This window comes from Lapidilactobacillus concavus DSM 17758, assembly GCF_001435835.1.
GTDB lineage: Bacteria > Bacillota > Bacilli > Lactobacillales > Lactobacillaceae > Lapidilactobacillus > Lapidilactobacillus concavus.
The window spans coordinates 49,473-74,534 of the sequence record NZ_AZFX01000003.1; the positions used below are offsets into that span (position 1 = coordinate 49,473).

28 protein-coding genes are annotated in these 25,062 nt (G+C 44.6%); 11 read left to right on the plus strand and 17 right to left on the minus strand.

What is annotated here, in order from left to right:
- Positions 1-417: 417 nt before the first annotated feature.
- On the minus strand, positions 418-621 hold the full coding sequence (locus FC15_RS00695) for a hypothetical protein (RefSeq protein ID WP_057822911.1): 204 nt from the start codon (positions 619-621) through the stop codon (positions 418-420).
- 12 nt (positions 622-633) lie between these two features.
- Positions 634-1,188, minus strand: a complete 555-nt coding sequence (locus FC15_RS00700; protein WP_057822913.1) for a P-loop NTPase family protein — start codon at positions 1,186-1,188, stop codon at positions 634-636.
- Positions 1,189-1,322: 134 nt separating this feature from the next.
- Between FC15_RS00700 and FC15_RS00705 the strand changes: the two genes are divergently transcribed.
- Positions 1,323-1,733, plus strand: a complete 411-nt coding sequence (locus FC15_RS00705; RefSeq protein WP_057822915.1) for a hypothetical protein — start codon at positions 1,323-1,325, stop codon at positions 1,731-1,733.
- A gap of 115 nt (positions 1,734-1,848) precedes the next feature.
- Here FC15_RS00705 and FC15_RS00710 read toward each other — a convergent pair whose 3' ends face one another.
- From FC15_RS00710 to lepA, 4 genes are all read right to left on the minus strand, one after another.
- The gene (locus FC15_RS00710; RefSeq protein ID WP_057822917.1) at positions 1,849-2,376 is read right to left on the minus strand and encodes an adenine phosphoribosyltransferase; all 528 of its coding nucleotides are present in this window, start codon (positions 2,374-2,376) and stop codon (positions 1,849-1,851) included.
- 11 nt (positions 2,377-2,387) lie between these two features.
- Entirely contained in the window at positions 2,388-4,862 is a 2,475-nt protein-coding gene (recJ, locus tag FC15_RS00715; protein ID WP_057822919.1) for a single-stranded-DNA-specific exonuclease RecJ, read from the minus strand.
- 31 nt (positions 4,863-4,893) lie between these two features.
- The gene (locus FC15_RS00720; RefSeq protein WP_057822920.1) at positions 4,894-5,577 is read right to left on the minus strand and encodes a class A sortase; all 684 of its coding nucleotides are present in this window, start codon (positions 5,575-5,577) and stop codon (positions 4,894-4,896) included.
- An 86-nt stretch (positions 5,578-5,663) separates the two neighbouring features.
- Positions 5,664-7,502, minus strand: a complete 1,839-nt coding sequence (gene lepA, locus FC15_RS00725; protein ID WP_057822923.1) for a translation elongation factor 4 — start codon at positions 7,500-7,502, stop codon at positions 5,664-5,666.
- Positions 7,503-7,670: 168 nt separating this feature from the next.
- Here lepA and FC15_RS00730 point away from each other — a divergent pair, with 168 nt between their 5' ends.
- From FC15_RS00730 to FC15_RS00740, 3 genes are all read left to right on the plus strand, one after another.
- Complete coding sequence (locus FC15_RS00730) at positions 7,671-8,405, plus strand: ABC transporter ATP-binding protein (protein ID WP_057822925.1); 735 nt, start codon at positions 7,671-7,673, stop codon at positions 8,403-8,405.
- The gene (locus tag FC15_RS00735; RefSeq protein ID WP_057822927.1) at positions 8,395-10,041 is read left to right on the plus strand and encodes a hypothetical protein; all 1,647 of its coding nucleotides are present in this window, start codon (positions 8,395-8,397) and stop codon (positions 10,039-10,041) included. Before FC15_RS00730 ends, FC15_RS00735 begins: the two co-directional genes overlap by 11 nt.
- Before the next feature lie 168 nt (positions 10,042-10,209).
- Positions 10,210-11,160 (plus strand): helix-turn-helix domain-containing protein, encoded by a 951-nt coding sequence (locus FC15_RS00740; protein ID WP_057822929.1) that lies wholly within the window; start codon positions 10,210-10,212, stop codon positions 11,158-11,160.
- 91 nt (positions 11,161-11,251) lie between these two features.
- Here FC15_RS00740 and FC15_RS00745 read toward each other — a convergent pair whose 3' ends face one another.
- The 3 genes from FC15_RS00745 to FC15_RS00755 all read right to left on the minus strand — a co-directional run bounded on the left by FC15_RS00745 (position 11,252) and on the right by FC15_RS00755 (position 14,061).
- Positions 11,252-11,707 carry a hypothetical protein gene (locus tag FC15_RS00745; RefSeq protein ID WP_057822932.1) on the minus strand — a complete coding sequence of 152 codons (456 nt, stop codon included), beginning with the start codon at positions 11,705-11,707 and terminating at the stop codon, positions 11,252-11,254.
- A gap of 12 nt (positions 11,708-11,719) precedes the next feature.
- Positions 11,720-12,913 (minus strand): acetate/propionate family kinase, encoded by a 1,194-nt coding sequence (locus FC15_RS00750; RefSeq protein WP_057822934.1) that lies wholly within the window; start codon positions 12,911-12,913, stop codon positions 11,720-11,722.
- 137 nt (positions 12,914-13,050) lie between these two features.
- A complete protein-coding gene (locus FC15_RS00755; protein WP_057822935.1) occupies positions 13,051-14,061 on the minus strand; it encodes a class I SAM-dependent methyltransferase in 1,011 nt (336 codons plus the stop codon).
- Between the two features lie 215 nt (positions 14,062-14,276).
- Here FC15_RS00755 and comGA point away from each other — a divergent pair, with 215 nt between their 5' ends.
- The 7 genes from comGA to FC15_RS00790 are packed head-to-tail and all read left to right on the plus strand — an operon-like array spanning position 14,277 to position 17,929.
- Positions 14,277-15,260, plus strand: coding sequence for a competence type IV pilus ATPase ComGA (comGA, locus tag FC15_RS00760; protein WP_057822937.1), 984 nt, complete (start codon positions 14,277-14,279; stop codon positions 15,258-15,260).
- Entirely contained in the window at positions 15,214-16,236 is a 1,023-nt protein-coding gene (locus FC15_RS00765; protein WP_057822939.1) for a type II secretion system F family protein, read from the plus strand. Before comGA ends, FC15_RS00765 begins: the two co-directional genes overlap by 47 nt.
- Before the next feature lie 3 nt (positions 16,237-16,239).
- Positions 16,240-16,572 carry a competence type IV pilus major pilin ComGC gene (comGC, locus tag FC15_RS00770; RefSeq protein WP_083479016.1) on the plus strand — a complete coding sequence of 111 codons (333 nt, stop codon included), beginning with the start codon at positions 16,240-16,242 and terminating at the stop codon, positions 16,570-16,572.
- On the plus strand, positions 16,556-16,993 hold the full coding sequence (locus tag FC15_RS00775) for a prepilin-type N-terminal cleavage/methylation domain-containing protein (protein WP_057822941.1): 438 nt from the start codon (positions 16,556-16,558) through the stop codon (positions 16,991-16,993). The genes comGC and FC15_RS00775 overlap by 17 nt, the downstream gene beginning before the upstream one ends.
- Positions 16,983-17,210, plus strand: coding sequence for a hypothetical protein (locus FC15_RS00780; RefSeq protein ID WP_057822944.1), 228 nt, complete (start codon positions 16,983-16,985; stop codon positions 17,208-17,210). The genes FC15_RS00775 and FC15_RS00780 overlap by 11 nt, the downstream gene beginning before the upstream one ends.
- Positions 17,200-17,691: a hypothetical protein gene (locus tag FC15_RS00785; RefSeq protein WP_057822946.1), complete on the plus strand. Its 492-nt coding sequence runs from the start codon at positions 17,200-17,202 to the stop codon at positions 17,689-17,691. Before FC15_RS00780 ends, FC15_RS00785 begins: the two co-directional genes overlap by 11 nt.
- Positions 17,678-17,929 (plus strand): hypothetical protein, encoded by a 252-nt coding sequence (locus tag FC15_RS00790; protein ID WP_057822948.1) that lies wholly within the window; start codon positions 17,678-17,680, stop codon positions 17,927-17,929. The genes FC15_RS00785 and FC15_RS00790 overlap by 14 nt, the downstream gene beginning before the upstream one ends.
- Positions 17,930-18,084: 155 nt before the next feature.
- On the opposite strand, the gene FC15_RS00795 is transcribed toward FC15_RS00790, so the two are convergent.
- The 8 genes from FC15_RS00795 to FC15_RS00830 all read right to left on the minus strand — a co-directional run bounded on the left by FC15_RS00795 (position 18,085) and on the right by FC15_RS00830 (position 25,052).
- Positions 18,085-18,843: a ribonuclease HII gene (locus FC15_RS00795; protein ID WP_057822951.1), complete on the minus strand. Its 759-nt coding sequence runs from the start codon at positions 18,841-18,843 to the stop codon at positions 18,085-18,087.
- Positions 18,843-19,703 (minus strand): ribosome biogenesis GTPase YlqF, encoded by an 861-nt coding sequence (ylqF, locus tag FC15_RS00800; RefSeq protein WP_057822953.1) that lies wholly within the window; start codon positions 19,701-19,703, stop codon positions 18,843-18,845. The genes FC15_RS00795 and ylqF overlap by 1 nt, the downstream gene beginning before the upstream one ends.
- 375 nt (positions 19,704-20,078) lie before the next feature.
- Positions 20,079-21,590 carry a S41 family peptidase gene (locus FC15_RS00805; protein WP_083479017.1) on the minus strand — a complete coding sequence of 504 codons (1,512 nt, stop codon included), beginning with the start codon at positions 21,588-21,590 and terminating at the stop codon, positions 20,079-20,081.
- A 10-nt stretch (positions 21,591-21,600) separates the two neighbouring features.
- Positions 21,601-21,828, minus strand: a complete 228-nt coding sequence (locus FC15_RS00810) for a YozE family protein (protein ID WP_057822955.1) — start codon at positions 21,826-21,828, stop codon at positions 21,601-21,603.
- Positions 21,829-21,866: 38 nt separating this feature from the next.
- The gene (locus FC15_RS00815; RefSeq protein ID WP_057822957.1) at positions 21,867-22,478 is read right to left on the minus strand and encodes a YpmS family protein; all 612 of its coding nucleotides are present in this window, start codon (positions 22,476-22,478) and stop codon (positions 21,867-21,869) included.
- A 30-nt stretch (positions 22,479-22,508) separates the two neighbouring features.
- Entirely contained in the window at positions 22,509-23,357 is an 849-nt protein-coding gene (locus tag FC15_RS00820; RefSeq protein WP_235803301.1) for an SGNH/GDSL hydrolase family protein, read from the minus strand.
- A gap of 95 nt (positions 23,358-23,452) precedes the next feature.
- Positions 23,453-24,301, minus strand: a complete 849-nt coding sequence (locus tag FC15_RS00825; RefSeq protein WP_057822961.1) for a DegV family protein — start codon at positions 24,299-24,301, stop codon at positions 23,453-23,455.
- Between the two features lie 235 nt (positions 24,302-24,536).
- Positions 24,537-25,052, minus strand: a complete 516-nt coding sequence (locus FC15_RS00830; RefSeq protein WP_057822963.1) for a dihydrofolate reductase — start codon at positions 25,050-25,052, stop codon at positions 24,537-24,539.
- Between the last annotated feature and the right edge of the window lie 10 nt (positions 25,053-25,062).

Below are 25,062 nucleotides of genomic sequence, written 5' to 3' on the forward strand. Positions count from 1 at the left end.
TGGACTTTTTTAACAGCTTCTTGAATCGTGATACCTTCTGCAGATTTCTTTGATTCAGTATCGATCACTGTAAAAATTTGGGTGTTCGTATTAAGTTGAATACGATATTTCATAGATAAAACCTCCGTTCTTGTTTCATGTTGCTTGAACGGTCTTGGTAGCGAATGTTATTTATCATACGCGTGATAGCTGCGAATGTCAAAGAAAACCGCTTTTTATTTTTTAAATTGCCAACTACGGTTCAATTTTATCTAGAACCTTGCTTGGAATTTTATCTTTCGCTATTGGATTAGGGCCTTCAACGACGCGCTTATCCGAAACTTGACCATAAACATAGCTGCCTGCTATCAAAGGTTTTGGATCTGCGGACTCTTGACTATGCCAGCTAACCGATTTTGTTGTGCCGTTGGTTAGGACCTATTTGAAATCATAGCTGTAGTAATAATACTGACGCCCATCTTTTTTGTAATCTGAACCATCACTATTCTTTGATTTCATTTTGACCGCCTCGGGAACGACAGCATAGGCTTCTTTCCCTTGATAGGTTGACTTGTAGTAACTGCATCCCGAAAGCACAGTCAGCAATAATCCTAATAAAACGAGTAGACGTAATTTTTTCATCGTCGATCTCCTTCATCTATTTTCTTTGTCTGGTTTCTTTGTCTGGTTGACAAGCTTAGTGAGAAACGCTTCTTTTTCGGTATCATTCCGTATGATCAACAACGGCTTTCCTGATGCGACCTGTTGATGAATTCGTGGGATTTCTTGGCGATTAGCTCGAGGATAATCCCACACAAACTTGAGAAACTTCAGATACTCCCAATCAAAATGCTCACGGAAGCTCGGTGCCATATCGGGGCGCGTCTCATGAAAACATCGTGTCGCTATTGACCGTTTGATGACCCGCCAGACGGCACGCCAACGCGAAACTTGTAGCCAGAGGATCACATCAGAGCCTTGCATTCGGATCGCCATCGAACCGACATAATTACCATCAATAATACAATCAAGATGCGACTGTAAAAAAGTCTGCTGTTCATGAATAAAACGTTGCTTCGCAGCCTCACTGTAATCTGTCTGGTGCCAATAGCGATCCAGATAGAAGATGGGATAGTCCAATTGCTCGGCAAGACGCCTAGCAAAGGTGGATTTGCCACTACCAGGACTACCAATGATCATCAATTTCAACGGTTCAAACCTCCCATCAACCTGCCAAGTGTAAATTTTATTATAATATATCACTTTCATTTGACAAAAAGACTTGAAAACGGTTTCGAAATCAATTATGATTGAATCATTAAATGAAACTGTAGGCGCTTACTTTGAAAACATTTATTCAACGACATACTTATCTTATTTTTGTCCTTTCACTCATTCTTGTCTTAGGGACAGTTTATCTCGCGAAGACAGACGAACCACTCATCTCAGTTCAGACGCACCAACAACAACTCGTTCGTCATGAGCCAGGTGAAGATAAGCTCAACGCTTTCGAACAGTACTTAGAAGATCAACTCTCTGCTCACTTTACAGAGGAACAACTTCGGACCATCGCAATCCTCGCCATTTCAGCGGCCTTTCTTCTTCTGATTGTGCAACCGTTGGTCGTCTGGGCCGTTTTCAAACATGGTAACTCCAGTCCAACTAAACGGCCGCGTTCGAAACCAATACTCAATCGGCGCTACAATCCGTGTCAAATTGACCATGACGTCGATCGGAATTTTAAATTATTTTAAGGATCAACCACACTTGAGACCGAATTGATCTCAAGTGTTTTTTTAACTATTTTGAGGATTTAAATCGCAAAAAAGACACGCCACAATAGCGTGTCTCAGGTATCTCTTATCAATTTTAGTATTCCATCAATGCGAATAAGTCGTAATCTTTGATTTTGTCACGACCGTGGAGCTCTTTCAATTCGATCAAGAAGGCAGTCCCGACAACGATGCCGCCGAGTTGCTCAACCAGATTAGCCGTTGCAGCGACGGTACCACCCGTTGCCAGAAGATCGTCAACGATCAAGACTTTCTGACCAGGTTGAACCGCATCTTTGTGCATGAATAATTCTGTCTCCCCATATTCAAGTTGAAATTTGACGGAGACAGTTTCACGAGGCAACTTTCCCTTTTTGCGAGCCGGCGCGAAGCCAATGCCTAATCGATCGGCGACGGGGCAACCTACGATGAATCCACGAGCCTCCGGTCCACAGATCATTTCCGCGCCGTGCGCTTTTGCGAAAGCGGTAATGCGATCAGTTGCTGCAGAATAGGCTTTACCATTCGCCATCAATGGTGAAATATCGCGGAAGATGATCCCAGGCTCTGGAAAATCAGGAATTGAAGCGATATAATCGTTAAAATCTATTTTTGTATCTGCCATAATTAACATCCTTATCTAGTCTGACTTGATTTGAGGAACGTTTCGATCTGCTTGAGACTGCCCACAGCTAATTCTCGATAACTCTTCTGCAAAGCTTGCTGGCGCAAGAAAGTTGCCGATTCGGATAATGGTCGTTTCGGTGCTTGTGGCTGAGCTTGAATCCGTTCCTTATCTATCTTAACAAAATTTAACTCAGAAAACACCCTTAATCCAAAACTTAATTGTTGCATTGTCAAGTGACAATGCTGGGCAAAAAGTGTTAACTGCGAAACTTCGATCGTCTGCTGTTGGATAATCTCCTTTAACAAGTAACGCAATTGTGGAATCTGCACCTGGAGTCGTTCTTTCATCGCCGGAGACGTGTAGAACAATAAATAGATTCTTGCGGCGTGGCTATGACTGAGATAGCGTGTGAACAACTGAATGTCAGTTGGGAGATCCACAAATAATAAGTCTTGCACTGCAACTTCAAGTTGTGGCAAGTTAGTGATACGCACTGAATTCGTGAAACGCGCTTGAAGTTGTGCACCAAGTTTAGGGTTAAAACAGACATAAGTTTGTGGCTGCGACCAAATCTCTTCATCAAATGCTTTTTGGCGCCAATCAATCACCGTCACATCGTGCTGAGCCACCTGTAACTGAACCTTTTTATCTGTGGTGGCTAACTGACCTGAATCCGGCGACAGTCGAGGCTCTGATTGGCTAGCGGATGGCTGACTTGTCGTTAAAGTTGCACGCGCCGTTGTTACTTCCGGACCGATAGTAACCGGCGTCACGTCTCGAAGCGTGTTCTGCTCTTTGGCAGATAAATCAAAATCCAAAACGTTAATCTGAACTTTTGTTTGCTTATTCCAAGTATTCATCCCTAGCGACCCGATTAGCGTCACTGGCAGCGGACTGGACAGTTGTGGGGCGAGCTCGCCCATTCGAAAGGCGATTGCCTCAACCTGTGCATTTAAAACGCCCTTGAGTGTTTGTTTCGTCTTGCCAATTGCGGACCAACTTTGCCAAGTCAGTTGCGATAATTCGATGACCGGCTCGGGGTTTTGCTCTCCAAATGGCCCGAGCGTTTCGGTCATACTCGCCACTAACTCTGGCGTTAGCGTCTGAATCTGATCGGTCGTTAGTTCAACATCAACTTGAATTCCGGTCGTTGAATGAACTTCGGCCTGGTGTTCCTCAGCGTTCGCGACCAAATGTGCGCGTAAGGCATCAATTTGATCTGCAGCGATTGTCAATCCAACTGCACCTGCATGCCCACCGAAGTTGACCATTTGTTCACGAAAATCGTCTAAGGCGGCAAACAAATTGAAACTCCCCCGCGAGCGACCGGATCCTTTGGCGAGCCCTGTTTCAGGATTAATACTCAAAACGAGGGTTGGACACTGATATTGATCAACTAACCGACTCGCGACGATGCCAAGGACACCCTCGGCCCAGTTCTCCCCCGCAACCACCAATGCCGTTGGTTGCGTCGTATTGGCCAAGGTTGCGGCAACCTGAGTGACGACTTCTTGAACAAGTTGTTGTCGCTCTTGATTGGTCGCCTCAATGTCTTGGGCGATTTCTGCTGCCTGATCTGGATCAAACGTCGTCAATAAGACGACAGCTGGACGCCCGCTCTTCACTCGCCCAAGTGAATTCAAGCGAGGCGCAATGATGAATCCAACATCATGAGCATTCACTTGACTCAAATCTAACTTTGCTGATTTGGCTAACGCGGTTAATCCGAGGCGTTCGCCCGTCTGCATCTGTTTCAACCCAGCGGCAACGAGTAACCGATTGTCCGCCGTTAATGGCATCACATCGGCAATCGTCCCAATAGCCGCCAGATCTAAGAGTTCGACTGGCAAGTCACCCAACAGCGCCCATGCTACGTAGAACGCAACTCCAGCGCCGGAAAAATAGCCAAACGAACAGGTTGATTCCGGGTGACGTGGATGGACAATTGCGTAAGCTGCAGGCAATTCAGCAGGTAAATCATGGTGATCGGTCACAATCACATCGACGCCATGTGATTGTGCATAGGCAATCGGCTCGTGCCCGGAAATTCCATTGTCGACCGTGATCAACAATTCGGTGCCATCAGCGACAATCGCCTGGTAACGGGCCAGATTGGGGCCATAGCCATCTTTGAATCGACTCGGAATATAATAGTTCACATCCACACCAAGCGTCTCAAAGGCTTCGACAAGAATTGAAGTACTCGTGACACCATCTGCGTCATAATCACCATAAATTGTAATTTTTTGATTGTTCTCGATTGCTTCTTCAATACGAGCAACTGCCTTATCTAAATCGTGGAAATGATCAGGCGTCGTTAATCCCGCCAGGTCAAGATTCAAAAACTGTTCGATTTTCTCAGTAGAATCATAACCACGCTGAATTAAAATTTGCACAACAAAAGTTGGCAAACCCAACGATTTCTGGATTTGCGCAACCCGATTTGGATCTATTTTTTTCGGTTCAAGCCATGGATACTGCACACTCAAAACTCCAATTATTAAATATCTGTGATTAGAAAACCGCTAAATTTGCTTTTGTTGCCTTTTCAACGCGTTGTAATTGACCTTGAACCGCCCAACGATGCGTTCCTTTTTGGGCACAGGTAATCAATGTGATCTTTTTTTTATCAGCCTGATCGTCAATCACACTCACTTGCGTCGGCTGAATCACCTGTTTGTGATCGATCTTGTAGACATAAACCTTCTTAAGATCTGTGAGGTAGATCAATTGTCCGATTTGTGTCCGTGTGACGGGTGAAAATAAAATATATGGATTATTCATATGATGGCCCGCTAAGGCATAGTTGCCTTCGCCCATCACTTGATTAGGCTTCATCGTTCCGGCGCCAGTCGCTAACGCGGTTTCGCTGACTCCCTTGACGATTGGCAAGGATAAGTTAACAGCGGGGATGGCAATTTTCCCCATGACTGCGGCGTCATTATTCGTGGCCGCCTTGACGATCTGTTGCGTGTCTACACTTTGAACCGAATCAAAGTCAAAGCTGGCGTTAGCATGCTTGGCCTTTGAAATTTGTTCAGTAGTCACCTGTTCAATCTTATTTTGAGTTGAAAAGGCCACCAAACGATCTTTGATTTGCTGGTTAAATACTAATGCCAAACCCACTAAGAATAGCAACACAATGCCAATTGTACTGAGAACTTTATGTGTTGTCTTTTTTCGACCCGTTTTTTTCATTTTAATTGATTCCTCTTTTACCAAACGGCAGCGGTGTCGTTTTGAATTGCATCGTATTATAACATGCCGATTAGACTCGCGTCTGATTATTTACCTTTAATGTCGTCATCGTTGATTTTTAAAACGGTCATGAATGCTTCTTGAGGTATTTCGACGTTGCCAATGGCCTTCATGCGTTTCTTGCCTGCTTTTTGTTTCTCGAGCAGCTTACGCTTACGGGTAATATCACCGCCATAACACTTGGCCAAGACGTTCTTCCGATAAGCCTTGATGGTCGATCGAGCCAAAATCTTATTGCCAATGGCTGCTTGGATTGGAATTTCAAATTGTTGACGTGGAATCACTTCTTTAAGCTTTGAAACAATCAAGCGTCCACGTTCTGCCGCGAAATCCTGATGAACAATGAAACTCAAAGCATCTACGGATTCGCCGTTCAAAAGAATATCCATTTTAACTAAGTTGCTCGCTCGATAACCACTGATTTCATAATCAAGTGAGGCATAACCGCGGGTACTCGACTTCAAGTCGTCGAAGAAATCATAAATAATCTCTGAGAGTGGCAACTGATAAATGACATTGACCCGATACTCGTCTAGATAATCCATCGTGACAAATTCACCGCGTTTACGCTGTGCCAACTCCATCACTGGCCCCACATATTCATTTGGCACCATGATTTCAGCCTTCACAAACGGTTCTTGGATCTTGCGAACATTGGACGGATCTGGCATTTGCGCCGGATTCTCGATGATCTGTTCAGTACCATCTATTAACTCCAAATGATAATCAACTGATGGTGCAGTCATAATCAAATCAAGATCGAATTCACGTTCCAAGCGTTCTTGCACCACGTCCATGTGTAACAGGCCCAAGAAGCCGCAGCGAAAACCAAAACCTAAAGCTTGTGACGTTTCGGGTTCAAACTCGAGGGCAGCATCATTTAACCGTAATTTTTCCAGTGCCTCACGCAAGTCGACATACTTTGCATTATCGACGGGGTACATACCCGAATAGACCATCGGCTGAATCTTCCGATAACCTGCTAGGGCTTTTTCCGTTGGTTGTTCGGCATTCGTGATCGTATCACCAACATCGGTTTCCTGAACCGACTTGATTGATGCCGTCAAGTAGCCAACATCGCCGGCCATCAAGATATCACGCTGGATGGCCTGGGGTGACATCACACCAACTTCCGTCACTTCATAGATATTGCCGTGATTCATCATTTTAATTTTATCGCCACGCTTAACGGTACCGTCAAATACGCGCACGCTCAAGACGACGCCACGATAACTATCGTAGACCGAATCGAAAATGAGTGCCTTCAATGGCGCATCGAGGTCACCAGTCGGCGCAGGCACGTCGCTTACGATGCGCTCCAACAACTCAGGAATCCCCGTACCAACTTTTGCACTCGTCAAAACGGCATCGCTTGCATCGATCCCGATCATCTCTTCAATCTCAGACTTCACACGATCTGGATCTGCAGATGGCAAGTCGATTTTATTGATGACCGGCAGAATTTCCAAATCATTATCTAACGCTAAATAAACGTTGGCTAAAGTCTGCGCTTCAACACCTTGAGCGGCATCGACGACTAACACCGCACCTTCACAGGCAGCTAATGACCGTGAAACTTCATAGGTGAAATCCACGTGTCCTGGTGTGTCGATTAAGTGAAAAATATATGTCTCGCCATCTTTGGCATGATAATGAAGCTCGACTGCATTGAGCTTGATTGTAATTCCTCGCTCGCGTTCGAGATCCATGTTATCTAACAATTGATTTTGCATTTCGCGTTTAGCTACCGTATCGGTCATCTCTAAAATACGATCTGCAATCGTGGACTTGCCATGATCGATATGTGCCACGATCGAGAAATTTCGAATGTGCTGTTGCCTATCTTGCATTTCTTTTAAATTCATATTTGCACCTAACCCATCAGTTTCAGCCTTAATTATAACAAAGTTCTTCGAGAACTGAAATATTACCGACTATCATTGTCCGCAGCCGAGTAACCTTACAATATTGTCAGATGTATCACAGCAAGCGCCATCTTTGATATACTAGGCTTAACAGTGGGAGGGATTCAGATGGAATTAGTCGTCAAAGATTTAACAAAAGCATTCAATGATCAAGTTGTTCTTGATCGGGTCAACTATACCTTCGAGTCTGGTAAAATTTACGGCTTACTCGGACGCAATGGTGCCGGCAAGACAACTTTGTTTAATTGCATTGCCAAGGACTTAACTTGGAACAATGGTGAAATTTTGATGGGTGAAAACGAGCAAGATTGGCACGACTACAATCCATTAGACATTAGCTATGTCTATGCAACACCACATTTACCTAGTTTTCTAACCGGTTTGGAGTTCATTACCTACTTTATGGCCGTTAATCGCGAACGTCTAAGAGACCCCGACATTTCCGCGAAGGCCCACTTAACTCAGGTGGGTATCGATCAGAAAGCCCAAACGCGTTTGCTTCGAGATTATTCGACGGGTATGCAGAATAAGGTCCAGATGCTAGTTTCATTAATCGTGAATCCTCCCGTTTTATTGTTAGACGAGCCGCTCACAAGCTTCGATCCCGTCGCAGCCAAACAAATGAAAGACTTCATTCTAAGTCTCAAAAAAGATGCCATTATTATCTTCTCGACTCATATTCTTGAGCTGGCGCAGGAACTTTGCGATGAAATCGTGTTGCTTCATGATCACCAACTCCAACCTGTCGACTCGAAGCACATTCATACGAGCTACTTCGAAGCTCGAGTGGTTTCAATGTTAAGTGATAAGACCGATTCGGAGGCATCAGCAGATGAAGATTAGCGTCGTATTACGAGATTATATCTTCGTTCAAAAAATCGCACGTGTAAAAAAACTGAACGGCATCTATGACTTTTTACAAAAACTGCCGTTAATTGGCAAACATCTGCCTAACCGCTTCTATAATGCCATCGCCCTCAAGACAGTCTGGAATGGTGTCCTACTTGGATTGCAGCTGATTTGGAGACCATTTAGTGCCGCCCTCACACTGGGGATTTGCTACCTAGGTGCGACGCTTCTAGATAATGGTCTGTTTAATCATTCAGCCTCTTTATTCAGTAAAAACACCGCAACACTTGATTTGACGATTGGCTTCTGGTTTATTCTTTCCCCGGTGTTGGCACATGGTCTAACGAGTCTATTCCGTTCGATTGACAAACAGAGTTCAGAGACAATGACCGCATTTAGACTGGACCGCTTTAGCTTCTTTGCCGGCCAGAGCTATCTAGATCTGGCACTCACAATGGTCAGCTACTTGCCGAGTTTCATCTTACTTGCAATATTCACGCCGGTCTCATCAACGTTACTTTGGAACAGTTATGGCGCCCTACTTGCACTCAGCTTAGCGGGTGAAGGACGTGAACGACTCGTCGCGCAAAAATATCATGGTCATAACCAATCCTACCTTGAACTCTTGTGGTTTGTGCCACTCGTCATCTTGATGATCGCTTTCCTCATTTTCCAAGATTATCAACAGGCACCACTTCTCCTGGGGACCTATCCAGTCACTGGTCTGATGGTATTATTGATATTGGGCTATTTTGGGGTGCGCAAACATACCTCTAATACGACTTATATCACCTATCTGATTGAGAGTGACCAGCCAGAAACAACTGGGGTTGAGAATGAAAAGGACAATAAATATCTCGCAGAAGGACTGACTTTACAAAAAGAACTCAAACTCGCGCCCGATCAACCTTCAATGACAGCCCTCAATGGCAATCAAAGCATCAATCAGTTACTCTTTAAACGTTACCGACCCGTTTTGCGGAAAGGATTTTTGATACGCCTCGAATTGATTTCGATCATTGGTATTGGACTGACGATTGCGGAAGCTTTGGGTGTGGTACACACCACGTCAGCGGATTTTATCAAAACCATCCCCGCGCTCTTTTTTCTCATGTATCTTGCCTCCTATGGTAAAAACATTGTCCAAATGTGCTTTGTAAATTGTGATCGTGCCATGTTATACTATCCGTTTTATCGAGAGAGTCATGTGATTCGTGCAGGCCTCTTCTATCGGTTCGGACAAGTTCTGCGTTATAACGGTGCTATCTCTGGACTAACTTGGTTAATGCTTGTGCTCGTGATGCGTGTTTCCAATTCTGGTCTCTCGTGGCCCATTCTACGCTTGTTGGCCCTAGTACTAGTGAGCCTCACACTGTTATTTTCGTTCCATGAATTATTTGTTTACTATCTGCTCCAACCTTTTACAGGCGACATGCATGTCGTCAACCCGATATACAAGGTGGTCTCTGGGATCCTCTATTGGATCAGTTACCTCAACCTCCGAATTGCAACTGGCACTTATCGTTACGCCTTGATTTTAGCCCTCGTGGCTTTCGCGTACGTCGTCATCGGTGCCGTTATTATCTCTCGACGTGCACCACAGACTTTCCGAATAAAAAGCAACTCATAACCGCGTCAAATCAACAACTCAACTAACGCTTGAGTTGTTGATTTTTAAATAAAGACGCTGCTCGAGCGATACTTGATAGACATTTATGGGGCACTGCCATAAACTGATAATGTTTTCAAGTCATGACTAAAACGCAAAAATACATTTAGAAATGCTGGAGGAATTCACATGATTATTTTTAATTCAAATCGTCTGAGCAAGAGAATTGCGGACGCACGCAAAGCCAAAAATATGACCCAAATGGAGCTCGCCGATCGCTTAGGCGTCAGCTATCAAGCCGTCAGCAATTGGGAACGTAGTCAATCGATGCCTGACATTGATAAATACGCGACACTGGCGGAGGTCTTAGGTATCTCCATCAATGACCTTTTAGGATCCGAATCCGGTGAACAAACTATTCAGAAAATTCAAGATCCTGAAGCGCCACTCCCGATTGAAACTGTGATTGATGCGGCACCAGTTATGAAGCCCAAACAAGTCGAAGAAAAAATCGGCCACCACCCAATCACACTGCATCAATTAAAGGAGATTGCACCTTACCTCTCTGACGAGACGTTAATTGAAATGCTGCGCGCATTAGACAGCAGTCCCGATTTTGTGGAAGAATTACCTGGTATTGCGCCATATCTTGATGAAGATGATCTAGAGGAATTTATCCAAGATAAACTGCTCAACCAACTACCTGATAGTTTGCCAACACTCATCAAATTAGCGCCTTTCCGCGATGAAGATGCCAACGGTGAAACCTTCTCGCAACTATGGGCGGATTCACGTTTCTCGCAGAAACAATTACAAGAACTGTTGCCATTCGTAGACACGGACGCTATCTATGATACCCTGATGAGTCATCGCATCACCGACTTCAAGAGTCTCACGACTTTTGCACCATTTCTAGATGATGATCAGGTTGACGATCTCTTCGATCGCGTCGCTGATAAATATCCTGAACAGTTGGATACCCTGAAGTCACTTGCACCATTTGTCGATTCTGAGAACATTGTCGATTATCTCAGAGATAGATTGCCAGAGATTCACGATGCTGAGGTTCGCAACAACACGTTTCACGCGTTTCTCCCTTTCATCGACGACGATGACCTGTTAGGTTTATTCGACCGCTAAATCAATCTCCAACCATCGGTCACTGATCTTCAAACAAAAACTGATCAACCTCCTCAATCATTTCGGAAGTTGACCAGTTTTTTTATTGTCTTTAACGTTTTTGAGTCATTTTTGTCTGGATAAAACTTTGAATCTCATGAGAATCACCAAGTAACGTCAATGTTCGCGTACGTTTGAGATAATTCGTGAAGTTAATTGTCACGCTGTTGGCCGTGGTGGATTCGACGACGTACGATTTGAAGTTACGCCAATCCATCAAGCCTGCCGTTCCCAAAGAGAGTAGCACATAAGTTTCCCCGACCCCCTTACGAATCACAGCCCAAGTTACAGCGGTCAACGCAAAGATCAGCAGCATTAATTTATCGGTCAGATCCACAGCACTCGGACGAAAAATACCCGTGATCAGCAACGCCGCTAAAACGAGTCCGATCACCAAGCGAAGCCGGGAAAAACGCGTCCGATAACGTAAGCGAGTTAGATTCAGAACCAAGACCACAAGATCAAAAATGGCAATGAATGCCAGTAACCACAAATATAGTTGTGCCATAACTGCTCCTTATTAAGCTAAACCGGTAATCTTGCACGTATCGCGAACGATCATCAACTCTTCGTTCGTTGGCACAATCAAAATTTTGACCTTAGAATCTGGTGCTGAGATAATTCGCTCCTCGGCCATCACATCATTGGCTTTTTCGTCGAGTTTCGCACCGATAAAACCAAGACTATCAACGATCATCTTACGAACCGGCACCGAGCCTTCTCCCATACCTGCAGTGAAGACCAGCGTGTCCACGCCGCCCATTTCTGCGACATAACTACCAATATACTTGACGATACGATTGACAAAAATTTTGATTGCCAACGCAGATTCAGGCCGATCGTCGCGAGTAGCAATCAAATCACGCATATCCGGCGACAAACCAGATAAACCTAGTAAGCCGGATTTCTGATTCAGAATCTCGATCATGTCATCCATGTCCGTGATCTCTAGCTTTTTCATCAGATAAGCCACTAACGATGCATCAATATCACCCGAACGCGTACTCATCGTAACTCCAGCAAGTGGCGTGAAGCCCATTGACGTGTCGAAAGACTTGCCGTTCTTAATTGCTGTAATCGAAGCCCCACTACCTAAATGCATCGTGATCATCCGTTGCTTCTTCAACGAAACCTTCAAAATTTCTGCAGCACGTTGAGAAACGTAGCGATGACTCGTGCCGTGTGCGCCATATTTTCGTGCGCCAAAGCGACGATAGTAATCCATCGGTACGCTGTAAAGGTAGTTTTCTTCTGGCATTGACGTGTGGAAAGACGTATCAAAAACCGCGACTTCTTTTGCATTTGGCAGTTGATGTTCAAAGGCCTGGATCCCTTTTGCCTCATTCGGATTGTGTAAGGGTGCATAATCACCGAGATCAATGATTTTCTGGAGATTCTCCGGTGTTACTTCAGCGGATTCTTTAAAGAATTCACCACCCGCAACGACACGGTGGCCGACACCTTTAATTTCATCAACGTCTTTGATAATGCCCGTATCGAATAAACGGTGTAACAGCATATTCACGGCTACTTCTTGCGTCGGAACGTCTACCTTATCTTTGGTCTTCTTGCCATTAAACTTCACCGAGAAAGTCGAACCAGGCAAGCCTAAACGATCGACCATTCCCGACGCAATTTCTTGTTCCTGTGGCATTTCAAACAGCTTCCACTTGAAAGTTGAACTCCCCGCATTGACCGCTAAAATTTTAACCATTTAATATTCTCCTATTCCATTCACTGATCTCGTCTGAGGCGACCGAACTTAAATCGGCCTAGCATGAATTAACATGTAAACACACAATACTGACTGAAGCACTCATGAAATGATTGTAGCTTGGTTCAAAAGATAATCTAAGCAAAGTTTTGTTGTGCCCAAGTCTGTAATTGAACCGAAAATTCGCGCAACGCGCTGATCTGCTGTGTATCTGGTGCGCTCGTCAATAAGACCTCTTTCGCCTGTCTTGCCTGGCCGCCATGATTCTGCAAGACTAAAATTGCTTTTTCAGCAACATCCGCTTCGAAAACTTTAGCAGGTAAACTGATCACCGCTTGTAAATAAACCTTTGTCGTTAACCAGTGGGTCAGGTCAGCACCATTAGATTGTTGGAATAAATTAGCCGGCACGATGAAGAGGCCAAGCCCGCCTGACTTGAGCGACTTCATACTTTGTTCGATCAACAGATCATGGGCAAAAGAATGGCCACTCTTCTCTCGCAATTCAAACTTCTCTGCGCGAGAATCAACCGGATAATAACCGACCGGTAAGTCAGCAACCACAACATCTGGCTGCTGGTTCAGCAACCAAGGCGTCAACGCATCTTGGTGCAAAAATGTCACGGCTTTTCCTAACAGCTCACTGAATGTCGATGCCAATGAGAGCAGGTCTTCGTTATTGTCGATGCCATAAAGATTCAGCTGTCGTTGTTCAAACGCCAATTGTTGCGCAATAGCAAATAACAAATTGCCAGCACCAACGACTGGATCAACAATTGTCAGCTCTTTTTGTTCCGTTGAGATGAACGTATTGACTAACAAACTGAATAATAACCCAACCGCATTGGGTGTCGCCTGCAGATTAGCATGCAGGCGATCGGCTTTTTGCGCGCGCACTAGCAAGAGCTGGATCAAATTGAACCTTTCGGCGTTAGTGAGCGCCTGTAAGTCCATACCTGCGTATGCCTGCGTTAATTGAGTCACGACGTCAGCAGTTGGCGCACCATTTTCAACGTGCACTTCCTGACGAATCAAGTTATCCAAGGTTTCCGTCAAGGCATCCACATAAGTACTCTTCAAATTGGTTTGTAAGACACCCACTGATTGATCGAGTTGCTGATAAAGTTGCTGTATTTTTTGTGGTTCCAAAAGCTTCACTCCAATCACTCACACCTACGAACAATTTTACCGATAAGTTTTAAGATATGCAAGCATTTTCAGAGTGCTATCCAAGTTGACATCTTCCAACAGATGATTGCATCTCACTCGAGCAAGATGATTTACACTTCCAAGACAACGACTTCAAAAGATAGCGGGGAATTCTAACTCATTCGGGGTAACTAGAGAGTGAAGGAGGTGAAATTGTGACGATTGCAAATGATGCCCAACAATTAATCGCGCTCGGCATAGACTGCCAGTACAGTGATTTGTTTTTCAAACCTGCAACAAGCGGCTGGCAACTTTTCGGACGTTCAACAGCAGCAACACGCCTGATTGACCAATTGTCTGTCGCGCATGCACAAGGATTGATCAACTATTTTAAGTTCAACGCTCAGATGGATCTGAGCGAGCATCGCCGGCCACAGATTGGCGCCTGGCATTATCAAACGGATCACGGCACTGTCGATTTACGTTTAGCAAGTGTCGGTGATTATTTAAATCACGAAACGCTGGTTATCCGACTGCTTGTTCGCCAAGTGACGGACGGTGATTTTCTGTTCATCAATCCGCAACGGTACCATGAGTTACAGGCATTACTACCACAACGAGGACTGTTTTTATTTGCTGGTCCAACGGGTTCTGGCAAGACGACATTAATGTATCACCTTGCACAAGAGTTAAGTCAACAACAACTGGTGATGACAATTGAGGATCCCACCGAAATTGTTGTCGACCAATTCACCCAGTTACAAGTTAATGAAGCCGCAAAAATGAGTTACGCAGAATTGCTCAAAATCAGCCTGCGCCTGCGCCCAGATATTCTCATTATTGGAGAGATACGCGATACAGAAACCGCAGAGATGGCCGTCCAAGCCGCACTGAGTGGTCACTTGGTACTGGCGACGATTCATGCGCGCACATCCGGCGGAGTAATTCAGCGAATGTTGGGCTTAGGCGTCAGCAAGTCTGCCCTACTCAACGCACTAACAAGTTGTTGCTATCAACGACTACTGCTCACTTCGATGAATCAGGTGAAAGTAATATTGGACGTGTTGTTACCCAATCAATTGGTTGAATTGATCGAACACCCAACGTCATTTCTATCGCATTGGCAAACAGATCTAAAGGAGGCGCAACGACATGGAGAAATCACCGAACATACCTTTGACCAGTATCAATTCGGTTAAACCACGTCCACTCAAAGCCGAGCAACTGACCGAATTTTTAGAGTTATGTGGCGAGCTACTCAAAAACGGCTACCCAGTCCAGAATGTGCTTGTTTTGGCACCGTCACTAAAAGTCCTCTCTCAGCCACAAGTCGGCCTCCTCGCAGATGCGTTCAAAGAAGGTCAGCCTCTCGCACAAGCCATGGCGCCATTAGTTCGCCAGCCAAATTTGATCACTCAGCTGGAAATTGCCGAAGCGCATGGGAACTTGGCCACATGTTGTCGTGAGAACGCGCAATTTTTGAGAGAACGCCAGGAACAAAGCAAGCAATTACGAGGATTGCTCGCCTATCCTATTTTTTTGATTATCATGATGATGGCGCTACTGGCGTTTATTCAACTGGTTTTAAAGCCACAACTCAATAGTCTGATGCCAGAACAAACTAGCCAACGTCAAACCTTCTGGCCGATTGTTGTCGGATTGGCACTGTTATTAATGCTGACTATCTTTTGGATCAAGTTGCCAATCGAAAAGCGTCGCTATTATCATCTCAAAATGCCGATCGTTCATCAGATTTGGTCATCCTATTATCATTATCTCTTGTTCACAGATCTCGCCCATTTGATTCAGAGTGGCTTGTCCCTGCAAGAAATTCTGGGTTATGTCAGCAAATTCGATTCCAAATCACTTCAGGTTTTTTTAGCCCGTAAAGTTGAAGACGAGATCAACGCTGGACAAGATCTTCGCAAGATTATACATCGCGAACCTCTCTTACCCAACGAGCTGTTAATTTTATTAGCGAAAGGTGAAGAGCGACAATTTCAAGCCATGGAATTACAAATTCTAGCCCAGCGTAACTTTCACAGCCTCAATCGCAATCTGAAAAGACTGATTGAGCAGGTTCAGCCATTACTTTTCATCGTCATCGCCGTCATCATCGCGGTTTTATATTTACAAATTTTACTGCCTATTTATCAAATTATGAGAGGATTTTAAGCCATGAAAAAACAATTAAGCTCCCGTAAACGTCGCGCTTTTACCTTAATTGAAATGAGTCTAGTTCTGCTGATTATTTCACTGTTGTTGTTGGTGATGCTGCCAAATTTGAACCATCAAAAAAATAACGCCGATAGCAAAGTTAACGGTGCATTCGTTAAAAATATGGAAACCCAGGTCATGCTCTATCAGAGTGAAAAAGAAAAAATTCCAACGGTTGAAGAGTTGCTCACTGAAAAATACATTTCTGCCGCTCAAAAAGAAAAAATAGATACGATTGGCATGACCATTGATCACTTGACCGGAGAAGTAACAATCAATGGCGCCAAGAAATAAGCGTCCATCTGGATTTACCTTACTAGAGATGAGCTTAACGTTATTCTTAATTTCTGGTGCATTGGTGCTTGGCGGACGTTATCAACCCGTACAATTCCAAGACTGGCAAGAACACATGGTCATCAACCATTTTAAAGAGACATGGGATAACGCACTCAGCTACAGTCTAACCAGACACACCATAGTGGCAATCAGCTTCTATCAGAGTAAAGGTTACGTCCGCTTTCTCAGTGGCAACGGAAAGTGGTGTCGCTACGTGCGCTATCCGAAACAAATGACCATTCAGCCTAAAAACGGCAGTCCTGTGATCAACATCAGAAACGGCAATCTACTCAAGCCACAAATCATCGAATTCAAATCTGGTCAGAAGACCACATCATTAACTGCACAGATGCATTGGGGGCGTTTAGATGAGAAATAGTCAATCCAAGAAACAAACGCGTGGATTTCTACTGGCCGAAAGTTGTTTATGTCTATTTAGTCTATGTACGATGAGCTTGTATCTTTCACAGACGATGCTTCAAGGTGAAGCCAACGTTAAAGCCTCCCAAATCAAGGTAGACCGCGAGATAACCAAGAATCGACAATATAAGCAGGAAATTGCAGAACGTGAATGGGTTATTCAAAATGACACATAGAGGCGCTACGACCAGACTAAACGCATTTACACTACTGGAAACCGCCTTTAGCTTACTAATTCTCGTCTTGGCTTGTCAATTATTGTTAGAATTGACCCACACAAGCCGCTCCCTCGCGGACAAAATCAAAGATAGTCGGCAATCACCGGAAGTTGCAATCATTCAACTGGAACAAGATATGGCCGATGTTCGTGGCGAACCAGGTCGTTACGATGACTGCTTTTACTACAAGGGGACCAATGCGAATGGCAAGCCGGTTGCCTACAAAGTCGCCTATCGTCAGGAGAGAAATGAAGTCGTCGTTTCAAATCAGAGTGGCGAAGGTTACATGCCACTTTGGGCTAATGTACAAGACTGCCACTTCAACTATCGCGCACCTCTATTGACGATCACGCTAAAACGTTTCGGTCAATCAAAAACAATTGTGACAACATTCCTCATCGAACCGGTCCTCAAGGAGGTGTCAGATGACACGACGTAACAAAGTTGCCGGCAGCATCACCCTGCTCACCTTGACGGCGCTCACATTGATTCTGCTCCTAATCGGCTGCATGGAGAATTATTATCAGCAACGGGTGATGTTTCTTGAGAATCAACAAGTGTATTATCACAACGAAAACAAAAAGTTACACCAGCGACTCGACTCACCAGCAACAACAAACTCAAAAGCGCATGTTTCACCCACGGTCAGTGCTTCTAAAGCGGCTGAAATGGAATAATCCAGCCGTCGAGGACGACTAAAAAAGACGCCCCCACTTTCAAGGCGTCTTCTTGTCATCGCGAAACTGATTACTTTAAATAAACATTCTTCACATTGAATGACTCAGAGCAATATCTAAGCCTCTATTTAGATTTGATTCGTCTTCAATTCATATTACAAATACTGCTGAACCGGGCTAAAGCTGTGACGATGAATTGGCGTTGGTCCTAAGTTTGCGAGCCCAGCCAAATGTTTTTGAGTACCGTAGCCCGCATTATCCGCAAAATCATAGCCAGGATAAACACGATCATACATCGTCATCAAATGATCACGAACCTGCTTGGCAACAATACTGGCGGCCGCAATGCTAGCAGACTTTTGATCACCCTTGATCAATTTCCGTTGTGGTAACTCAACAGGAACGGTCATCGCGTCAACTAATAAATATTGTGGTTGGAAATGGAGATTATGGACAGCCTGTGCCATTGCCAGTTCGGTCGCATGATAAATATTCTCTCGATCGATCGTCTGTGCATCGCAAATACCGATACTGAGATCAATTGCCATCCCCACAATCTGCAAGTAAAGCGCCTCACGTTTTTTAGCAGATAATTGCTTGGAGTCATTAACGTCCAGTAACTCAAAGTCATGTGGTAAAATTACGGCTGCCGTTACGACAGGACCGGCAAGCGGTCCTCGTCCAACTTCATCGATACCGGCAATTAACGGATAGTCTGACCATAGACTTCTTTCGAATTGGAGGCGTTGCTCAGCAGCCTGTTGGCGGGCTTGCAGGCGTCGCTGACGTTGTTCAAATTGCTTCAGGGCTAGTTGAACGCCCTTCCGCGGATCGCCTGCCAGTGCCTCTAAACGTGCCAAACTAGGTGACGACAATAATTCAGCCTTGATTTCAGCAATCGACTCGCTTGCCACTATTTCGTCACCTCAGCATCAACAGGTGGTTGCTCGAGCGTCAGGCGTCCCAGATGGCCCTTCCGATAATCGAGAATCAGTTTCGTCGACATTTTCTCATAATCATCCCGATAACCAAATTTTTTCGTCATAGCGAGTAATAGATCTGGATCATCCAGTGACAATTGCGCTTCAGTCAACCCGTATACTTTCGGAAGCACCTGCGGATAGCTCAACTTGAGAAAGTGTAGCGCGAACAACGCGATATCATCGACATGATAGAGTCCTTCTTTGATTGCGCCTGTCAGTGCCAGGCGTTGTCCAATTAATTCGTCTTCAAACTTCGGCCACAAAACACCCGGTGTGTCTAAAATCTCTAAATTCTGTTTCGTCTTCAGCCAATTTTGATTCTTAGTGACACCGGGACGGTTACCGGTCACGGCCACATTACGTCCGACTAATCGGTTCAGAAATGTTGACTTGCCCGAATTAGGAATGCCAATACACATGGCCCGAATCACCGAAGACTTGATTCCTCGTTCATGTTGTCGCTCAAGTTTGTCCTTTAAGAGTTCATTTGCAACTTTGAGAAGCGGTTCGAGCGGTTGTTTGTGCTGTGAATCAGCGGTCAAAACCGCAAGACCTTCATTCTCATAATATTGCCGCCAAGCGCGTGTCATTTTATCATCCGCCAAATCAATCTTGTTCAAGACTAACAGATGCGCCTTCTGTTGAACCAATTCGTTCAACATTGGATTTCGAGAACTCTCCGGAATACGCGCATCCGTGATCTCGATCACCAGATCGACTAATTTTAATTGTTCTTGAATTTCTCTGCGGGCCTTGGCCATGTGACCAGGAAACCATTGAATTGTTGCCATGTGTTGGAACTCCTTTCATCTCGAAAGCTAACATCATTATTTATCGTTTCGAGTACGAATTGATCACGTCCTGTTTGTCATCAAAATAGCTCCTGCCAAGTTTAACTTCGAACGCGGTTTAAGTACAGTTGAATAAGTTCTATTTTAACATTTTGAAAGCAAGTTTGAAGCGTATCACGGATTCTAATTAAAAAACGCACGGGCTGATCTCGAGAGTCGGAAACAATCATCGATCTGGCGTACGCAATTAACCGTGTGTGGCGATAATGATAAAAAATGTAGGAACCGTGATGGTCAGCCGATCATCAGAAGTTACCTACATTTTTTGCGAATTATAGACTTCAACATGCACCCAAATAGATTTCAACCTCAGGATTACTTTTGAATGTCCTTCACGGCGGCATTCAATGCGTTGTCATGATTCAGAAGGTAAACACTAACCTCGCGATAGAGTGCGTCTCGCGTCTTTTCGTCAAACTCACCGGTTGGATCGGCAAATTTAGCTTTGGTCTGAACTTGCTTGACTGCATTGACGAGTTGTTGATCGTAGAGACCAGTTTCCTTCACTTCATAACCGAGATCGTGCAGATTTTCCTGTAATAATTTCACCTCATTACCAACCGCACCTGGTTTCAGGGTTTCATCACTGGAAATTAAGGCATAGTTAGCCAGCGCTGGATAATCCGCCTTAATATCAGGTGTAATTCCCTTTTTATTGATCCAAGTTTTATTTGGTGTCAACCATTTGGCGACCGTAAATTTCATTTCACTCTCGCTTGATAATGGGACGACAGTTTGAACAGTCCCCTTACCATAGGTCTTTGAACCCACCAATTTGGCACGGCCGTTCTCTTGAAGTGCAGCGCTGAAGATTTCTGACGCACTGGCACTGCCGTTATCGACGAGAATCTCGACGGGCTCGGTTACCTTGAACCCATTATCGTACTTCTTTCCGGCGCGATAGACTTCTTCACTACCCTGACGATTATCAACACGCATAATGACTTGTTTGTTTTTCAAAAAGAGACTGCTCAGCGATAACGCCGCATTCATCAGACCACCGGGATTGCCGCGAACATCGATAATAAATTTCTTTGCTCCCTGTTTACGCAGCGATTTGATGACATGCTTCATCCCACTAGTCGTGTTTTCGGCAAAGGTCGTCACCTGGATGTGCCCAATGGTGCGATCGCCGGCAAGTGACTCGCCATTAACCGTTGCCTGATCGACTCTCGCTCGTTTGACCGTCACGTTGAACGTCTTAGTTCCCCGTTGAATCTTCAATGTCACAGTGCTTCCTGAGGCGCCTCGAATTTGGCTGACCGCCTGGTCGACAGTCATCTTAGCGGTAGATTTCGAGTTGATGGCAAGAATCAAGTCTTTAGACTTCAAACCAGCTTTGGCTGCGGGAGAATTCTTGATTGGTGACACAATTTCGATGGCATTCTTGCCTTGCTGAACTTCAGCACCGATTCCCTGAAATGAACCAGAGACAGAATCGTTCAGACTGGTCGATTCATCGCTCTGCAAATATTGTGAAAACGGATCATCCAAGCTGGTCAGCATCCCGTCGATTGCACCATTGATGAGTTTCTTCTTGCTGACCTTTTGATAATAATTATCCTGAATATTGTGGTAGACATTGATTACCTGACTTAGTTCGGCGTTAGTACTAATCGTGCCTTGAAGGCGGGTCAACATCAGGAGAACGCCAAGAATAAGTCCCACACACAACGCGCATAATAAACTAAACCAGTAGGTCAGACGCGTGAAACGTTTCGGTGAGTGTGGTTTGCTTGAATGAATGACTGGGGCTTCCTTCGCATCATTGGCAGGTTCATCGGAAACTAATGGCTCATTTTTTTCTGTTTCGTTTTTTGTGCTCAAATTATTTCACCTAGGCTTCACTATCAAGATAGTGTTGATATGCAAGATCGAATACGGTCATGCTAGGAAGATAATTACCGTTCAATTCTAAATAGCGCGAGAGTCGATCATAATCCTTCTCCTGCTTGGGAAAGGTCTGATCAAAAAAAGCGTTGTTTGCAAATTCGGCAACTTCATCATGACTATTCGGATTGCGTTGAGTCATTAAATATTGATAAAAAGAACGTCGTAATTCCATGCGAGTCTCCTATTCATTATAAGCAAATCAAATGGCATCTATTTTGCTAAAAAAGCACTGAAATCAATCTTGTCGGCGTCTAAATCAATATGATCGGCTCGAAAACTCATGCCATTCTCAGTTTTAAATTTGCTGAGATGCAGCGTAATTGTTTCTTTCTTGGTGTCGAGCGCCACCCATTTGGGCAGATGATAATCGTTGCCAACAAAATTAAGGACGGTACTGACGTTCACCGGAAGCGCGCCAACGGCTAACTTCTTCGCCTTCAGCTGCACATCACCATTTTCCAATACGAAGGGATCCATGCTGAGCGTGAACGGAATCTTGGCGCCAAGAAACTTGAACTGTCCAGAAAGAATAGCCGTGTCAGAAAGCGAGATCTGATACTTCAGCGCATCGTTCTTCAAGTAGTGTTTTAAATAATAATCGATCAGTCGATTAACCTGATCCTTAGTCATTTCAACCGTAAATACTGGATCATTTGCGCGTGAGACTGTCTTCGCGCTCGTCGTTGGCGTTGGCGTCTTCAACAACTTGGTTCCTAAGAACGCACCGGTTCCTAAAAGTAGGCCAAGTAAAACCAGGAAGAGCCACTTCCAGACGTTTACCGCGTGGATCTGACGAGTTTCTCGCTTATTATGTTCTTGCATCATAAAACCTCCTCGCCGATGACTTCAGCGTTATTTTTCATAAAGCCAAGTCGACTTGATTGACTGAATCTGCTTGATCAATTGATTTGCGATGGCTTGGTAGCCCCGATTATTCGGGTGAAAGTGATCGGTGGTGTATAAGAATGGATTGCTAGCCGTTTGATTCTTCTTGCCAGTTGCCAACACCGATCCTTTAGGCTGGGTCATGACACCATCAATATCGACATAATAGGTATGATCGAACGTTTTGAGAACAGATTGTGTTGTCTCATTCCATTTGGTCATCCCTTGTTGTAATGCCGTCAATTTGGGAAAGAAGACATAAAATGGATCATAGATACTGGCAACGACGATGGGTGCTTTCGGATTTTCTGAACGAATCGCAGTGAGCAATTGTTTCAGATGTTTCCTGTAAGTTGCGCTCGCCGTATTGACCTTTGCCAGATCGATATCGGAAATATTATTACGAATGGTATGCATCAGATCGTTAGCACCCACAGTCATCGTAATTAAATCTGCAGCGGCGAGTCCCGCCTGCACCTTTTTTTGCTTCTGAATACGTTTCAAAATTTGAACAGAGGTATCTCCGCTCACGCCAAAATTTTGAGTCGTTAACGAAGTTTGGTCGCTTAACTCAATCTCTTTTTTGATCAGTGGAACATAACCGCCACTCGATGTGGCATCACCCACGCCGAAGGTCAGCGAATCCCCAATTGCCGTCAAATGGACGCTTTTCTTTATTTTTTTCTGTGCTTGCTGCTGAATTGATTTAGCCTGGGTCGTTTTGAAATTAGGCGTCTTCAGCCATTGGTTGAGGCCGACATAAGTGCCCCCTGCAACAACCAGCACGACCAACACCATCAACAGCACTTTTGTCATTTTTTTCAATTGATTCACCACCCATAAATAAATAACAACGTCTATCGTCAGATACGACTAAAAAAAGTGGGACACGATATCGTCCCACTTTTTGATTACTCGGTATAGAACATAACCGCCATTGCACCAGCGCCAGTATGCGTTGCAACAACTGGACTCGTCGGCGCAACTAGAATCGCGACGTCAGGAAAGATCACCTGCAATTGGGCTTGCACTTGTTGCGCACTTGGCAAAGCATCCGCGTGAGAAATTCCAATCATCTTAATAGGATGACCTAATTTTTGCATCTGCTCAATGAGCTCTCGATAAAAATTATTGATTATCTTCATCCCACGGCCCTTGTGAATCGGTTCGAGGGTATTATCATGGAACTGCAAGACAACCTTGATATTTAATAGTGAGGACAAAATTCCGGAAACCCGACTAAGACGACCACCCTTAACTAAGTTCGTTAAATTGGTGACAGAAAGATACAATTGAGTGTGGTTTTTAACCTCTTGCATGGCTGCAATAATTTCATCGACAGATTTGCCCGCTTGAGCTAATTGCGCGGCAACCATCACCTGAAATGCCGTCGCACGATCGATGAACTCACTATCGACTACCGTGACTTTTGCCTTAGAAATCTGTGCCGCTTGGCGGGCTGCGTTAACGGTGCCACTTAAGGTCTTAGACATATGGATCGACAAAATTTCACTGCCATCTGCCGAGAGCTCATCGTACATATCCATGAACGTGCCAATTGAAGGCTGACTTGTCTGTGGCAAGTTTTTAGCCGCCGCCATCTTTGACATAAATTCTGGCCGCGTCAGGTTGACGCCATCTGTATAAATCATTTTATCAATCACAATCGTCAGCGGAACGATATGAATCTCATATTGTTTAATTTCTTCTGCAGATAATTGCACCGACGAATCGGTCACGATTTTGATTTTGCTTGTCATGCCTAGACTTCCTTCCGATAAGTTGGATCGAAATACCTAAATATTCACTTGTTCAAAGCGCCATGTACGTTCACGATCAAGTTGTTGGTGACGTTGTCAAAACTCCCTCGTACTTCCCCTAACAACGATAATTATCACGCCTAAACGTACCTGCTATATTCAATTAAAATCGGTAACATTTCTCATTATAACATGGACATTAGAAATTCCCCACAAAAAAATCAGTTGACGATTTTTAAAGTTCGACTTTGCTTTTACCTTTGATCCGTCGATACTCGTTAAAAGTAAGGGCTGGTGTCTGTCCATCGGCTGGCAATTGTCTTTGTCTCACGAGTTCGAACTGATTCCAAGGAATCGGTATCATGCGCACATCACCACGGTAATCGTGGTCAATTTGGGTTTGATAGAGTTTATCCACCAATGGCAGCAGCGATTCAAACAACGAATTCCCCCCGATCACAAAAAATTCTTCCGCCGGTTCGGCATCTATCATGCGATAAATTGACTCGACATCATGAATCACTTCAATCCCCTGACCAAGAAGATGCGCGGGTTGATGCGTCAGAACAAGATTACGTCGATTCGGCAACGGCCCTTTTGGAAAAGAACGAAACGTTCTAGCTCCCATAATGATTGGGTGACCTGTTGTTAAGACCGTAAAATGATGCATTTCCGTTGGGAGGTGCCACGGTAATCGGCCACGATCACCGATGACGCCTGTTCGATCTTCGGCCCAAATATAACTTAACATCGTTTCATCC

Excerpts from the sequence above, each read along its gene's own strand:
- FC15_RS00695 (WP_057822911.1), bottom strand. The coding sequence starts at position 621 with ATGAAAAAATTACGTCTACTCGTTTTATTAGGATTATTGCTGACTGTG.
- FC15_RS00710 (WP_057822917.1), bottom strand. The coding sequence starts at position 2,376 with ATGGCAGATACAAAAATAGATTTTAACGATTATATCGCTTCAATTCCT.
- FC15_RS00720 (WP_057822920.1), bottom strand. The coding sequence starts at position 5,577 with ATGAAAAAAACGGGTCGAAAAAAGACAACACATAAAGTTCTCAGTACA.
- lepA (WP_057822923.1), bottom strand. The coding sequence starts at position 7,502 with ATGAATTTAAAAGAAATGCAAGATAGGCAACAGCACATTCGAAATTTC.
- FC15_RS00730 (WP_057822925.1), top strand. The coding sequence starts at position 7,671 with ATGGAATTAGTCGTCAAAGATTTAACAAAAGCATTCAATGATCAAGTT.
- FC15_RS00735 (WP_057822927.1), top strand. The coding sequence starts at position 8,395 with ATGAAGATTAGCGTCGTATTACGAGATTATATCTTCGTTCAAAAAATC.
- FC15_RS00740 (WP_057822929.1), top strand. The coding sequence starts at position 10,210 with ATGATTATTTTTAATTCAAATCGTCTGAGCAAGAGAATTGCGGACGCA.
- FC15_RS00745 (WP_057822932.1), bottom strand. The coding sequence starts at position 11,707 with ATGGCACAACTATATTTGTGGTTACTGGCATTCATTGCCATTTTTGAT.
- FC15_RS00750 (WP_057822934.1), bottom strand. The coding sequence starts at position 12,913 with ATGGTTAAAATTTTAGCGGTCAATGCGGGGAGTTCAACTTTCAAGTGG.
- FC15_RS00765 (WP_057822939.1), top strand. The coding sequence starts at position 15,214 with ATGGAGAAATCACCGAACATACCTTTGACCAGTATCAATTCGGTTAAA.
- comGC (WP_083479016.1), top strand. The coding sequence starts at position 16,240 with ATGAAAAAACAATTAAGCTCCCGTAAACGTCGCGCTTTTACCTTAATT.
- FC15_RS00775 (WP_057822941.1), top strand. The coding sequence starts at position 16,556 with ATGGCGCCAAGAAATAAGCGTCCATCTGGATTTACCTTACTAGAGATG.
- FC15_RS00780 (WP_057822944.1), top strand. The coding sequence starts at position 16,983 with ATGAGAAATAGTCAATCCAAGAAACAAACGCGTGGATTTCTACTGGCC.
- FC15_RS00785 (WP_057822946.1), top strand. The coding sequence starts at position 17,200 with ATGACACATAGAGGCGCTACGACCAGACTAAACGCATTTACACTACTG.
- FC15_RS00790 (WP_057822948.1), top strand. The coding sequence starts at position 17,678 with ATGACACGACGTAACAAAGTTGCCGGCAGCATCACCCTGCTCACCTTG.
- ylqF (WP_057822953.1), bottom strand. The coding sequence starts at position 19,703 with ATGGCAACAATTCAATGGTTTCCTGGTCACATGGCCAAGGCCCGCAGA.
- FC15_RS00810 (WP_057822955.1), bottom strand. The coding sequence starts at position 21,828 with ATGGAATTACGACGTTCTTTTTATCAATATTTAATGACTCAACGCAAT.
- FC15_RS00815 (WP_057822957.1), bottom strand. The coding sequence starts at position 22,478 with ATGCAAGAACATAATAAGCGAGAAACTCGTCAGATCCACGCGGTAAAC.
- FC15_RS00820 (WP_235803301.1), bottom strand. The coding sequence starts at position 23,357 with ATGACAAAAGTGCTGTTGATGGTGTTGGTCGTGCTGGTTGTTGCAGGG.
- FC15_RS00825 (WP_057822961.1), bottom strand. The coding sequence starts at position 24,301 with ATGACAAGCAAAATCAAAATCGTGACCGATTCGTCGGTGCAATTATCT.
- FC15_RS00830 (WP_057822963.1), bottom strand. The coding sequence starts at position 25,052 with ATGTTAAGTTATATTTGGGCCGAAGATCGAACAGGCGTCATCGGTGAT.